Annotated in this window: 11 protein-coding genes; all 11 read right to left on the reverse strand. The window is 68.5% G+C overall.

Annotated features, from left to right (window positions below; translation table 11 throughout):
- Positions 1–60 precede the first annotated feature (60 nt).
- The 11 genes from AC1DYG_RS04630 to AC1DYG_RS04680 all read right to left on the reverse strand — a co-directional run bounded on the left by AC1DYG_RS04630 (position 61) and on the right by AC1DYG_RS04680 (position 13669).
- Complete coding sequence (locus AC1DYG_RS04630; RefSeq protein ID WP_477638718.1) at positions 61–1338, reverse strand: sugar ABC transporter permease; 1278 nt, start codon at positions 1336–1338, stop codon at positions 61–63.
- Positions 1335–2213, reverse strand: a complete 879-nt coding sequence (locus tag AC1DYG_RS04635; protein WP_477638719.1) for an ATP-binding cassette domain-containing protein — start codon at positions 2211–2213, stop codon at positions 1335–1337. The genes AC1DYG_RS04630 and AC1DYG_RS04635 overlap by 4 nt, the downstream gene beginning before the upstream one ends.
- Positions 2214–2357: 144 nt before the next feature.
- On the reverse strand, positions 2358–3446 hold the full coding sequence (locus AC1DYG_RS04640) for a substrate-binding domain-containing protein (protein ID WP_477638720.1): 1089 nt from the start codon (positions 3444–3446) through the stop codon (positions 2358–2360).
- Positions 3447–3537: 91 nt separating this feature from the next.
- On the reverse strand, positions 3538–4734 hold the full coding sequence (locus AC1DYG_RS04645; protein WP_477638721.1) for an ROK family transcriptional regulator: 1197 nt from the start codon (positions 4732–4734) through the stop codon (positions 3538–3540).
- 25 nt (positions 4735–4759) lie between these two features.
- Positions 4760–6610 carry a glycoside hydrolase family 3 protein gene (locus tag AC1DYG_RS04650; RefSeq protein ID WP_477638722.1) on the reverse strand — a complete coding sequence of 617 codons (1851 nt, stop codon included), beginning with the start codon at positions 6608–6610 and terminating at the stop codon, positions 4760–4762.
- A 49-nt stretch (positions 6611–6659) separates the two neighbouring features.
- Entirely contained in the window at positions 6660–8297 is a 1638-nt protein-coding gene (locus AC1DYG_RS04655; protein WP_477638723.1) for a glucoamylase family protein, read from the reverse strand.
- Positions 8298–8401: 104 nt separating this feature from the next.
- On the reverse strand, positions 8402–9226 hold the full coding sequence (locus AC1DYG_RS04660) for a carbohydrate ABC transporter permease (RefSeq protein WP_477638724.1): 825 nt from the start codon (positions 9224–9226) through the stop codon (positions 8402–8404).
- Positions 9227–9233: 7 nt separating this feature from the next.
- Positions 9234–10190, reverse strand: a complete 957-nt coding sequence (locus AC1DYG_RS04665) for a carbohydrate ABC transporter permease (protein WP_477638725.1) — start codon at positions 10188–10190, stop codon at positions 9234–9236.
- A gap of 2 nt (positions 10191–10192) precedes the next feature.
- The gene (locus AC1DYG_RS04670; protein ID WP_477638726.1) at positions 10193–11470 is read right to left on the reverse strand and encodes a sugar ABC transporter substrate-binding protein; all 1278 of its coding nucleotides are present in this window, start codon (positions 11468–11470) and stop codon (positions 10193–10195) included.
- An 83-nt stretch (positions 11471–11553) separates the two neighbouring features.
- Positions 11554–12582, reverse strand: coding sequence for a LacI family DNA-binding transcriptional regulator (locus AC1DYG_RS04675; RefSeq protein WP_477638727.1), 1029 nt, complete (start codon positions 12580–12582; stop codon positions 11554–11556).
- A gap of 145 nt (positions 12583–12727) precedes the next feature.
- Complete coding sequence (locus AC1DYG_RS04680) at positions 12728–13669, reverse strand: sugar-binding transcriptional regulator (protein ID WP_477638728.1); 942 nt, start codon at positions 13667–13669, stop codon at positions 12728–12730.
- Positions 13670–13754: the final 85 nt, after the last annotated feature.

Consider the following 13754-nt stretch of genomic DNA (forward strand, 5'->3'; position numbering starts at 1 on the left):
CGCGACGGGAGGGGTATGCCGGGTGGTGACCACCCGGCATACCCCTCCTGTCGTCGGGTGTCAGGCGCGGCCGTGAGCGGCGCGGCTCCGGCGACTCAGGGAGTCGACGATGACGGCGAGCAGCAGGACGCCGCCGGTGATCATGTAGCGCTCGGGCGAGCCGAGGTTGACCAGGCTCAGGCCGTTCGAGATCGACTGGATGACGAGGATGCCGAGCAGGGCGGAGTACGCCGAGCCGCGTCCGCCGAACAGCGACGTACCTCCGATGACCGCGGCCGCGATGGCGTTGAGGTTGACGTCTCCGCCGCCGCTGCTCTGGTTGGCGGCAGCCAGCCGACCGGCGGCAAGGAGGCCACCGAGGGCCGCGAGGGTCGAGCAGAACACGAAGACTGTCACGTAGATCCGCTTGACGTTGATGCCGGCCCGCCGGGCTGCCTCGACGTTGCCGCCGATCGCGAGCACGGAGCGTCCCCACGACGTTCGCCGGATGACGAAGTCGAAGATGACGACCAACGCCAGGAACAGCACGAACATGTACGACACCCCGCGGTCGCGGTTGAGCACGTAGACCGGGATGCCCAGGAGCAGCAGCAGCGCCACGGAACGCAGGGCCAGCGTGACCACCGGCGTGGTGGACAGGCCCGCGAGAGAGCGACGCTGGTTGGAACGAAGGCGCAGGGCTGCATAGATCAGCACCGCAGCGACGACGATCCCGTAGGCCACCGCGTCGGGCAGGAACTTGAGGGCGGAGAACTTCACGATCGCGGAGTCGAACGGGATGTTGATCGACCCCTCCTTGCCGAGCACCTTGAGCTGCAGGCCGAGGAAGCCGAGGAGTCCCGCCAGGGTGATGACGAAGCTGGGCACGCCGAACCGCGTGTAGAGCACGCCGTAGACCCCGCCGATGACCGCCCCGGCGACGAGTGCGGCGAGGATCGCGAGGGGCAGCGACCAACCGTGGCCGACGAAGCCAACGGCCAGGATCGCGGCCGACAACCCGCTGATCGAGCCGACCGACAGGTCGATCTCGCCGAGCAGGAGCACCAGCACGATCCCGAGCGCGATGATCCCGGTGGGGACGCTTTGCTGGGTGAGGTTCACGAGGTTGCGGCTGGAGAGGAAGGCGTCGTTGCGCAGGGCGAAGACACCCCAGATGACGACGAGGCCGACGACGACAGGCAGGGACCCGAGGTCACCGCTGCGCAGCCGCGACAGGAACGCGCGCAGGAAGCCGCCGATGCCCTGCGACGCGATCAGCCGCTCGTCCTGCAGGTCTGCAGGCAGCGCTGCGGTGGCGTCCACCGACTGCAGCTCGGGGGTGGGCGTGGGGGTGCTCATGACTGCTCCTCCGAGGTGGCAGCGGGACCGGTGGTGTCTGAGTCGGCGGGTTCGGCGCCGATGGGTTCGGTGCCGAGGGGTTCTGGGGTCACCGCGCGGCGGGCTGCCCGCTGCGAGACGGCGTTCGTCGTCGCACCCGTGATCGCGGCGATGATCTCCTGGCTGGTCGTCTGGCTGACGTTGAAAGTGCCGTTGTTGCGACCCAGGCGCAGGACGCTCACTCGGTCGGCGACGGCCATCACGTCGGACATGTTGTGGCTGATGAGGATGACCCCGAGTCCGTTCTCCCGCAGGCGTTCCACGAGGTTCAGCACCTCTGCGGTCTGCGCGACGCCGAGGGCCGCGGTCGGCTCGTCGAGCATCACGACCTTGGGCGCCCCGAGCAGCGACCGGGCGATGGCCACGGTCTGGCGCTGGCCACCGGAGAGGCTGGCCACCGGGATGCGCACCGACGGGATCTTGGCGCTGAGCTGGCGCAGCAACCGCCAGGACTCCTGCTCCATCGTCACCTCGTCGAGGGCCCGGCCGCGATAGAGCTCGCGACCGAGGAACAGGTTGGCGACGACGTCCAGGTTGTCGCAGAGGGCGAGGTCCTGGAAGACCGTCGCGATGCCGAGGTGTTGCGCCTCCGCCGGGCTGGCGACGCTGGCGGCACTGCCGTCGAACGTCATCTCGCCCTCGTCGGGCGTGTAGACGCCGGCGATGGTCTTGACGAGCGTCGACTTGCCCGCGCCGTTGTCACCCACCAGGGCGACGACCTCGCCCGAGTGCACGTCGAAGTCGATGTCCTTGAGGGCCTGGACGGCGCCGAAGCGCTTGGAGATACCGGTCAGCGCCAGGACGGCTGTCGTCGGCGGTGCGAGGGTCGCGGTCATGTCAGTCCTTCGAGTGGTTCGGTGGGGCCGGAGCGGGTGCGGAGGCCGTTGCGCCGGAACGGGTCCGTCGTGTCGGTATGCCGCGTGCGCCGGCGGGTGGGAACGGCGCCGAGGCGCTGCTCCCACCCGCTGGTGCGGGGTGCGTCAGCTCAAGCCTGCCTTCGCGCAGACATCCGCGAAAGCACCGGTGCAGAGGTCGGCGATCTTGTAGACGTTGTCCTTGATGATCGTGTCCTTGACCTTGTCCTTGGTGACCGCGATCGGGTCGAGGATCGTCGAGGGGACACCGTCGGTGTCGCCGGTCGATGCAGGCTTCTGCTTGTTCGCCAGCGCGATGGCAGCCTTGGCCGCTGCCTCGGCCTCCGGCGGGACCGGCTTGTAGATGGTCATGGCCTGGTCGCCCGCGAGGATCCGCTGGATCGCGGCGAGCTCGGAGTCCTGACCCGTGACGGGCGGGAGCGGGGTGACGCCGCCGGCCTTGAGCGCTGCGATCGCGCCACCGCCGGTGCCGTCGTTCGCGGCATACACGCCGACGAGCTTGCCCTTGACGGCCGAGATCTGGCCCTCCATCCAGGCCTGCGCCTTGTCCGGGCTCCAGTCCGGGGTGTCGTACTCGGCCGCGATCTTGAAGCCGCTGCTGTCGAGGATGCTGTGGGCGCCCTTCTTGAAGCTCGCAGCGTTGGGGTCGGTCGGCGAGCCGTTGATCATCACGATGTCACCCGAGGTCTTGCCGCCGGCCTTGATCGTGTCGACCAGGGTCTGGGCCTGGATCTTGCCGACGGTCTCGTTGTCGAACGAGACGTAGTAGTCGGCGCCGGCGATGAACCGGTCGTAGGCGACGACAGGGACGCCTTGGCCCTTGGCGCTGGCGACGACCGCTGCCGCGGCCTTGCCGTCGACCGGGTCGAGGACGAGCACGTTGGCTCCCTGGGTCAGCGCGGCCTCGGCCTGCTGCTGCTGCTTGGCGGGGTCCTGGTCGGCGTTGCTGTAGATGATCGTGCAGTCGGCACAGCCCGCCTTGACGGCGGCCTCGAACAGCGGGCGGTCGAAGGTCTCGTAGCGAGTGGTCTTGGACTCGGGCAGGAGGAGGGCGATCTTCTTCCCGCCGCCCCCGGACGATGAGCTGCTGCTGCCGGAGCCGGAGTCACCGCTGCCGCCACACGCGGCGAGCGACGCGATGCCGAGGCCAGCCACGAGAGCGGCCCCGGCGAGACGAATGGAACGGGTGGGCATAGCTGAACTCCCTTGGTCAGCGCCGACAACCACGTTGGTGTGGGCGTTCCCTGAGTTAATCGCTGACCGCCCTTGACGTCAAGAGTTGAATTCAAGAAATGGACGCTGCAGTGGCCAAAACGGCTTCGCTGGCCGGCAGGAGGGCGGCGGCGCAGACCAGCGCGCCCACCACGTCGGCATCCGTGTCGAGCTCACCCTCACGGACGACGACCGACGCCGCGGCGCTCGGGATGGCGCAGCGTTCGAGCGAGGCACGCATCGGGCTGATGATGATCGAGCCCACCTTCGACAGCTGGCCGCCGAGCACGACGACCTCGGGGTTGAGCAGGTTGACCAGGCCCGCGACGGCCACGCCGAGGTGGCGTCCCGCGTCCTCGAGCACGCGCCGGCACCCGGGGTCGCCGTCGAGGGCGCGGGTGATGACATCGCGCAGGCTCAGCGGTCCGTGCGAGGAGGCGAGCGCGTCGAGCAGCCCGCGCGCGCCGATGTAGGTCTCGAGGCAGCCGCGGTTGCCGCAACGGCACACCGGGCCGTTCTCGTCGATGGTCAAGTGGCCGATCTCGCCTGCGGTCCCGGCCGCCCCGCGGAACACGTCTCCGTCGAGGATCAGGCCGGCCCCCACCCCATAGGAGAGCTTGATGTAGACGGCGTGCTGAACTCCCTGCAGCACACCGCATCTGAGTTCGCCGAGGGCCGCCAGGTTGGAGGTGTTGTCCACGGCCACGGGTGCCTGGATGCGTCCCTCCATCTCGCGGGCCACAGCCACTCCGCGCCACCCGGGCAGGATGCTCTCGCTGCCGACCTGGCCCGACACGGAGTCCACCGGTGCCGGGATGCCCACACCCACGGCACGCACGTCGGCCATCGTCTTGCCGGCCTTCTCCACCAGGTCCAGCAGCAGCCGTGAGGCGCGGTCCATCCCCTCGTCGGCTGCATGGTCGGCGGGCAGCGGCATCCGCTGCCGGCCGATGATGTCGCGGGGGCCGGTGCCGAGCGCGACCCGCACGTCGCGGTCGCCGAAGGCGATGCCGGCGATGAGGGTGCTGCCGGTCGCCAGGGAGACGAGCACGGCCCGGCGACCGTTCCTGATGCTCGGCTCGAGCTCGACCGCCCCAGAGGTGTCCAGCTCCTTGACCATGTTGGAGACGGTCGCGGGGCTGAGTCCGGTGAATCCCGCGATCTCCACCTGGGTCATCGCGCCCTGATCCCGAAGAGCCTCCAGGACACGCAGCCGGTTGGCTTCACGCAGGGACGCCTGAGAGCCCGGGGCCGCCTGGGATGGATTCACGGCCTAAACATAAAGGGTGAGGCGGTCAAACGGTAGGGATCACCGACAGGCCATGTCCGAAGGCGAACAACGGATCGTCGTAGCCGGGGACGTCCTCGCCGTGTCGGCGCACCTGTTCCATCGAGCGCGGCAGGTCGAACGGGAGCCGGCCGACCGGCGCGACGATTCCCGTCAGCGCATCGACGAGGGCTTCGTCGCTCGTGCCGTAGCTGCCGACCAGCGCACTGGCCAGGGGCAGCAGCGGCGTGAGGACGGCGGGTCGGTCCAGGACCACGTCGACGACCAACGGGCAGTGGGCGGCGATCCGGGCCAGCCGCGACACCAGGCCGGGCGGGAAGTCGAGGGAACCCTGGTGGAACCACGACTCCAGGAACAGGTCGGACCTCGGGTCGAACGGCGCCATCAGCCGCACCAGCGCGATGTCGGCGTCCTCGGGCCGGTCGACCTGCTCGCCGAGCAGCGCGACGGCCTCGGGTGACATGTTCTCGGCATAGACGCGCTGCCCCCGGGCGAACGGCAACACAGGGGTATGCCGCTCCGCGCCGTTCTGGAGGATGGTCACCGACCGTGCCTGCGCGGCATACCCCGCATCGCGGAAGTCCTTGCGCCCCACCGTCTCTGCGGCAGCGTCCTCGTCGACGAACGGGTCGTCGAACAGTCCGAGCCGGAACTTCACGGCCAACAGGCGGCGCACCGACTCGTCGATGCGTGACTCGGCCACCCGACCCTCGGCGACGAGGTCGAGCAGCAGCTCGACACACTCCTCGCCGCCGAACTGGTCCGACCCGGCCTCGATGATCAGCTCCATCCGGCCCGCCGGGTCGAGGTGCTCGACCCCCCAGGCCCGCGCGGGCAGCACCTGGTCAGCCACGTGGTTGTCGTTGACGAGCTCCCAGTCGGTGACGACGACTCCGTCGTAGCCGAGCGTGCCGCGCAGCAGCCCGGTGATGATCTGCTTGTTGAAGCCGAAGCCGACCTCCTCGATCTTCTCTCCGTCGACCTCGAGGGCGATGGGCATCCCGTAGTAGGGCATGATCGCCGCGGTCCCCGCCGCGATGATCGGTGGGAACGGCTTGAGGTGGTCGGCAAACCGATCGCCGGGATAGACCTGTTCGCGGCCGTAGGGGAAGTGCGCGTCCTCGCCGTCCTTCTGCGGACCTCCACCGGGGAAGTGCTTGCTCGTGCAGGCGACGCTGCCGGGTCCGAGCGAATCCTGTTGGAAACCTTGGAGATACGCCGCGGCCAGCTCTGTCACGAGGTCGGGGTCCTGGCCGAACGTGCCCGACTGGCGGGCCCACCGCGGCTCGGTGGCGAGGTCGAGAGTGGGGTGCAGGGCGGCGCGGATCCCGACGGCGCAGTACTCCTGGCGCGCGATGTCACCGAACTCACGCACGAGCGCCGGGTCGCGAAGGGCCGCCAGCCCCAGGGACTCGGGCCACTGCGAGAACGCCTTGGCGGCGAACGACGCACCGGCGTTCTCGATGAACGCGTGCCGAGGATCCGTGGAGATCGTGACCGGTATGCCGTGCGGTGACCGTTCGGCGATGGCCTGGAGGGCGTTGTGCCAGCGGGCGGCCATGCGGGCGTCGTCGAGGGCGTGCACGTTGAAATGCGTGAGGTGCTTGCGGAGCACCACGTCGGAGGTGCCCGACTTGCTGATGTCGCCCGGGGCCTCCTTGACGGTGCCGTCGGCGCCCGCCTCGATGACGGTCTGGAACATCAGGCCGACCTTCTCCTCCAGGGAGAGTCGGGGCACGAGGTCGGCGACCCGCTCCTCGACGGTCAGTCGGGGGTCCTCGAACGGATCCATGCGGTCGTTCCCGTTGAGGTCGCGGTACTCGACTCCCTCGGGGCTGGTCTTCCTGACCGGGTGCATGGGGTCCTCTCAATCGTGGCTGGGTGTCGTGGCTGTGGTGCCCGGGGGGCTACGCGATGCCGGCGCCGAACTCTTCCATACCGATGACCGGACGCAGTGCCCGCTCGACGTCCGGGGTGCTGAAGGCCCGACGAATCACGTTGTCACCCAAGACATTTCCGATCGCACCCATGACCATGGCCTGGTCGAGGGCAAGGTAGCGGCGAGCGATCGTCCCCGACCGCACGGCCACGGCATCGAAGAAGCCGCCCTTGCCATAGGCCTTCAGCTCGTCCTGGATCTTCGCGAGGTTCGTGAAAGCGTGGTCGGGCTCGTGCATCATCGCGAGGAACGCCGCGTGCGGGGTCACGACGCCGTCGCCGAAGGTCGGGGTGGGGTTGAGCGCGTCGCGGCACCCGTCGTACGCCAGCTTGACGTCGGTGTTCTCCTGGTCGGAGAAGTAGCCATCGGGCTTGAGACCGAGCACGTCCACGCCGTACTCGCGGTAGCCGCCCTCGGGGTTGCTCGACGGGGAGAAGCCCCAGTAGCCGTAGTCCGCCTCGATGAGCCCGTGCTCCCGCTGTGCGCGCACGTGGAGCGGGTGGTTCAGACCCCAGGAACGCGGCGCCCAGCTCGACTCGGGCACGAACACGTCCGGCATGAGCTCCTCGAACATGCTGCCGCCCCAGCCCGGCACGATGTGCATGCCCCGGTAGGTGTAGGCGCCCTCGAAGACGTCGACGCCCAGGTAGGTGCGGGTCTGCCCGACAGGCTGCATCTCCTGCCAGTTCCAGCCGCAGTTCGCGTCGAAGGTCCGGAACATCGCGAAGTACTGCGAGGCCGGGATCTGTCCGGTGATGATGCCGAGGTAGCTCGTGATGCGCGTCTCGGAGACAGTCGTGTCGTAGTGGTGGTTCTTCGTGTACCAGACGTCCGGTCCGACGCCGATGGTGTTGCCGAGGGCGAAGTTGGTCGTATCGGGCGGCGTACCCGGGTAGAAGCCGCCGTAGATGAGCCCGGGCTTCCGCGAGGCGTTCGTGTCGTAGTACATGTCCCAGCGCATCCGGCCGAAGATCCGTCGGGCCAGGGGTGCGGCGCCCTTGTCGGCCGACATGACCACGCGCAGCGCCGCACCCAGCCAGCCGTTGTCGACCGAGGAGCAGAACGGGTAGACGCGGTTGCCGTCGGTCGGCCAGGTGGTGATGACGTCACCGGTGGCCTCGTCGTACCAGTTGTAGAACTGACCGCTGGGATCGTGGTGCTTCAGGCGCAGCACCGTGGTCAGGGTCTGGATGAGGCGCTTGCTGCACTCGGCCTTCGAGATGATGCCGAGCTCGCGCGCGACGACGGCGGACCACAGGTAGCCAGCGATGTTCGTCGGCGACGTGTAGCCCGACCGATCAGTTGCGCCAAGGGACTCCGGGATGTTGTCCGCCGGCAGGCCCGTCTTCTCGTCGGTCATCGCGACCAGGCTGTGCCAGGTGTCGGCCGCCCAGGTGCGGACGCGAACGGGGTCCGCGGCCAACGAGGTGCGTGACGGGATGAAAGCCGGTGCGGCGGGTGCCGCGGCAGGCGCCATGGCAGGTGCCGCCGCGGCGCTCGCCGAGGCGCGCGTGGCTGTGAGGCCCGCTGCTGCCACGGCGGTGGCTCCGACGAGCAGCTGTCGGCGCGAGGGGCTGGGCAGGATGAGGGAGGAGGTGCTGGCCATGGGTGAGGCTCCAATCGGGGTTGGTTCCTTGTGTTGCCAGGTGCCGTCGAGTGCTGCGGGTGCGGCTGCGGGTGCCGGTGGGCACGACCCACCGGTGACGGCGGTTACTTGATTCCGGTGGTCGCGATTCCTTCGATGAAGCGACGCTGGAAGACGAGGAAGACGATCAGGACGGGCAGCACGACGACGGTGGCGCCGGCGAGAAGGAGCCCGTACTGGGTGGAGTTCTGGCCGGTGGAGTACAGCGCGAGGGCCACCGGCAGCGTGTAGTGCTGCTCCTGCTGGGCCACGACCAACGGCCAGAGGAAGTTGTTCCAGCTGCCGAGGAACGTGAGGATCCCCAACGTGGCCAGGGCGGGCCCGGCCAGGGGCAGGAAGATCTGGCGGAAGATGCGCAGCTCCCCCGCACCGTCGACCCGGCCCGCGTCGAGCAGGTCCCGCGGCAGCCCGAGGAAGAACTGCCGCATGAGGAAGACACCGAACGGCGTCACCAGGAACGGAAGGATCAGGCCCGGGAGGCTGTCGATCAGGCCGATGTTGGCCACGAGGACGAACAACGGCACGAACGTCACGACGCCCGGGATCATGAGCGTGGCCATGACCACCCCGAACAGCGCCTTCTTGCCCTTGAAGTTGAGCATCGCCAGGGCGTAGCCGAGCATGGAGCAGAACAGCAGGTTGCCCGCTGTCACGGCGACCGCGACGACCGTCGAGTTGTAGAAGTACTGCTTGAAGTTGAGCCGGGAGAACAGCTGCGTGTAGTTGTCCAGCGTCGCCGACTGCGGCCACCAGGTCGGCGGGCTCTGGAGCAGCTCGCCCTGGGTCTTGAAGCTGCCCAGGATCATCCAGATGAACGGCGCGATGACGGCGATCAGGAGAACGGTCAGCAGGGCGTAGAGCCACCAGCGGCCGCGGGACTGTGCACTCATGACGACCTCACGTGTTGTCACGCAGCAGGCGGAACTGGATGGCGGCCACGATCGCGATGACGATGAAGATGATGTAGCTCATCGAGGCCGCGTAGCCGTAGTTGCCGAAGCCGAACTGCTTGTAGGTGTACATGGACATCGAAATGGTGCTGTTGAGCGGACCGCCGTTGGTCATGACGAACGGCTCCTCGAAGAACTGCAGGTAGCCGATCGAGGTGGTGACCGACACGAAGAGCAGGGTCGGTCGCAGCGTCGGCAGCGTGATGTGCCGGAATCGCTGCCACGCGCCGGCCCCGTCGATCTGGGCGGCCTCGTGGAGCACCCACGGGACGCCCTGCAGGCCGGCCAGGAAGATGATCATGGCGGTGCCGAAGTTGCGCCACGCCGCCATCAGGATCAGACCGGGCATCGACCAGTTCGGGTCGCCGAGCCAGTTGGGGCCGGTGATGCCGACCCAGCCGAGCACGGTGTTGATGAGCCCGAACTCCTCCTGGAGCAGGAACCGCCAGACGACGGCCACGGCAACGATCGAGGTGATCACCGGCGTGTAGAAGCCCAGGCGGAAGGCCGACCGGAACCGGGTGATGCCCTTGTCCAGCGCGATCGCCGCCGCCAGCGCGATGCCCATGGTGAGCGGCATACCGATGACGACGAAGTAGGCGGTGTTGAGGGCCGCCTTGCGGAAGACCGGATCGGAGAAGGCCTTGGTGAAGTTGTCGAGGCCCACGATGTTGACCGAGAAGGGGCTCCGCAGGTCGCGGGACTTGGTGTCCGTGAAGCTCATGAAGAGCGACTGGAGCACGGGCCACGCGGTGAAGACCAGGAAGAGCAGGCAGAACGGCAGTGCGAGCATCCAGGCCGCCCGCCCTTCACGCGGGGCGCTCCCCCCGGCGCCTCCCCGGCGGGGGGACGGGCTGGTGTTGCCCGTCTCCCCGCGCGGGGTCACCTCGGTGGTGGTGGCCATGACTACTGGCCGGTGCCGATCGAGTCAGCCTGCTGCTGCACGGTCTTGAGGGCCGCAGCGGGGTCCGCACCCTTCTTGGTGACCTTCTCCATCTCGGTGTCGAAGCTGGCGACGACCTGCTCCCAGGTGGGGAAGCTCGGCGGTGCCTGAGCCGTCTCGAGCTGCTGGCCGAACACGGCCAGCTTGGTGTCAGCGGTGAGGGCGGGGTCCTGCCAGGCGGACTTGACCGCCGGGAGGTCGGTGGAGGACTGGTACCACTTGACCTGGGTCTTCGGGTCGCTCAGCCACTGGATGAACTTCCAGGCGGTGTCGCGCTGCTTGGACTTCTTGAACACCACGAGGTCAGAGCCACCGACGAAGGACGACGACTTGGTCTTGGCCGGGATCGGCATGACGTCGTACTTGTCCTTGAAGCCGGCGCCGCCGGCCTTCTCGACCGCGGACATCATCCACGGGCCCGAGATGAACATGGGCACCTTGCCGCTGGCGAAGTCGGGCTCGGTCGTCGGGGTGGCCGGAGCCGCCTTGTCCGAGATCCCGTCGGTGAAGTAGCTCTGGTAGTACTTCACGGCCTCGAGCACCTCGGGGCTGTCGAAGTTGTAGGCCTTGCCGCCGTCCTTGGTGAGGTCGGCGTCGTTGGACCAGCCGAACGGCATGATCGACTGCCAGGAGCCGACACCGCCGGCCTGGAAGCCCATGCCGTACTTGGCACCGGCCTTGGTCTGCATCGCCTTGGCCATCGCCTTCAGGCCCTCCCAGTCCTTGGGCGGGGTGTCGAAGCCGGCCTTCTTGGCGAGGTCCTTGCGGTAGTAGACGAGGCGCGTCTCGACGTACCACGGGACGCCGAAGGACGTGCCTCCGACCTCGGTCGTCTTCTGGGCGCCCTCGAAGAAGACGGACTTGTCGATCGCCGGCGGAGTCGGGTCGAGCGCGTCGTTGCCGGCGAACTCACCCATCCACGTGGTGCCCACCATCGCGGCGTCCGGCGTGGTGCCGGCCGTGATCGCGGTGGTGAACTTCTGGTAGGCCGCGTCCCACGGGATCGCCGTGACGTTGACCTTGGCGCCCGGGTTGGCGGTCTCGAACTCCTTGGCGAGCGCGGGGAGCTTCTCGCCCTCTGCGCCCATCGCCCACACGGTGATGGTGCCGGTGGCCTTGCCTGAGCTGACGTCCTTGCCTGTCTCGCTTGCGGTCGAGCCTGAGTCATCACGACCGCAGGCCGTCAGGGTGAGCGCTGCGGCGGCAATCGTCGCGACCGCCATGGCGGAGGTGCGTCTCATCGGGTTTCTCTCTTTCATCGGGGGACGGGACTAACGGCAGTTGTGCTTCGGGGGGAGGCGTGGAGGTATGCCGCCCGGCTGGCTCAGCTGGGCGCGGCTCCGGGCGAGCAGCCGCAGGACGATCGGATGACCACGCTGGTCGGGATGACCCGAGGCGCGTCTCCGACCGGTGCACCGGTGATGCGCTGGTGGAGTCGTTCGGCGGCGAGGGCGCCGAGCTCACGGACCGGCTGACGCACGGTGGTCAGGCCGGGCTCGACGTAGCGAGCAGTCATGACGTCGTCCCAGCCGACCACCGCGAGGTCGTCGGGAACGGCCTTGCCGCCCTCACGCAGTCGCTTCATCACGGCCAGGGCGAGCTCGTCGTTCGCACAGACGAGCGCGTCAGCCGACAGCTCTCCGGACAACAGTCGGTCGGCCAGGGCGGTGCCGTCGCTCTCCCGCAAGGAAATCCGCAATGGCTCGGCGGCAACGCGGCGAGCCGCCTCGTGGGCGGCGACGAAGCCGGCATACCGGTCTCGCACGTCCGGGCCGGAGGCCGGGTCGCCGGCGAAGAGGAGCTGCTGGCGACCGTGAGCCAGCACGTGGCTGGTGATCTCCGCGGCACTCCCGGAGTTCTCGGAGGTGACCGTGTCGATGTCTGGGCGCGGGTCACCGGCAATGAGGACGACGGGCTTGGAGCCGTGCAACGCCGTCACGGTGCTCTCGGGGATGGCCGCCGAACCCAGCATGGCCAGTCCGTCGACGCGCGTTGCCAGGTTGCGGACGGATCGGGCAAGGTCGACCTTGCCCTCCGCCAGCATCAGCACGACGCTCTGCCCGAGTTCGGCCGCCCGAGACTCGAAGCCCATCAGGAGCTCGGAGTAGTAGGGGCCCGAGAGTTCGGGGAGGACCAGGCCGTGGGCTTCGTGGTGGCGCACGGCGAGGCTGCGGGCGGCGGCGAGAGGGACGTACTTGAGCTCGTCGGCCGCCTCGAGGACCCGTTGGCGGGTCTTCTCCGACACGGCGGTGGAGCCCTGCAGGACTCGGGAGACCGAGGCGATCGAGACACCGGCAAGCTCGGCGACGGAGTAGATCGTCGTCCCGCTCGTGGGTGTCGAACCGGTCGCCACAGGTCTGCCTCTCGTCGTTGAAAGCGCTTACATCCGAGATCGACCATGCCAGCACCTGACGATTAGCGCAAGAGGTGCCGTTCGCGTCGTTGGTCGGATTAGATGCCTTCTACCCGATTACCGACCCGCCAAACCCGCGGGTCCGTCAGCTCGCGAGCAGCACGTCTGCGAGCGTCGCGTCGACGACCAGGCCCTGGACCAGACCGCCGTCGAGAGCTGCTCTGACTGCCTTCGCCTTGGAGGCTCCGGCGACGACCGCAATGACCTCAGGCACCCTGGCGAGGTCGTCGGGATCCATGGTGATCAGACGCGCAGCGACCTTGGGCCGCAACGCTTTTCCGTTCCTGTCGAAGAAGATCCCGGCCAGCTCTCCGATGACTCCCCGGCTGGCGAGGTCGCGCTGCTCCGCGTCGTCGAGCAGGTCGTGGATCGTCGACTCGCCGCGCTCCCAGGCTCCGATGCCGACGACGGCCTTGGTCACGACCGACGCCCTCGCCAGGCCGTCCACCACCGCCGGCTGACGACGCAGTGCGTCGGCGCTGGATTTGGTGTCGAGGACAAAGGGGGCATAGAAGACATGGGCCTTGCCACCGGAGAGCCGGGCGGCCCGGCGGACGATGTCCACGGCGCTGCTGTCGAAGTCGGGCAGGGCGATCGCTCCGGTCAGCTGGACCACCTCCACGCGCGGGAGACTCGTCAGTGCTGCGACCACGGCATGCACGCTGCGCGACCACGGCAGCCCGAGGACGTCGCCGTCCACCAGGACCTCCGAGAGCAGGTCTGCGGCGGCGCGGCCCAGCAGGTGTCGGACCGCCCCCGTGTCGGCGTCGGCCGTGTCAACGACCACGGCGTGGGCCAGGCCGAAGCGCTCCTGGAGCCGCGCGGAGGCGTCGACGTCGAGGGAGCCCTGGCGGACGATCTCGATGCGGACGAGCCCGCGCTCGCGTGCGGCCTCCAGCATCCGGGCGACCTTGAACCGGCTGATCCCCAGCTCGTCGGCGATCTCGACCTTCGACTGGTTCTGCAGGTAGTGCCGACGCGCCACGGCAGCCAGCATCACCAGCTCGGCGGGGCCGTCGTCGATCACGTGCACATCCTTGCCGTTGACAGGTTCGCGTTGCGAGGATTTACTCGTCTTACTCGTTTGGGCATTGTGTCGCTCATATGAGCAC

Source organism: Pedococcus sp. P1_H8, assembly GCF_056405175.1.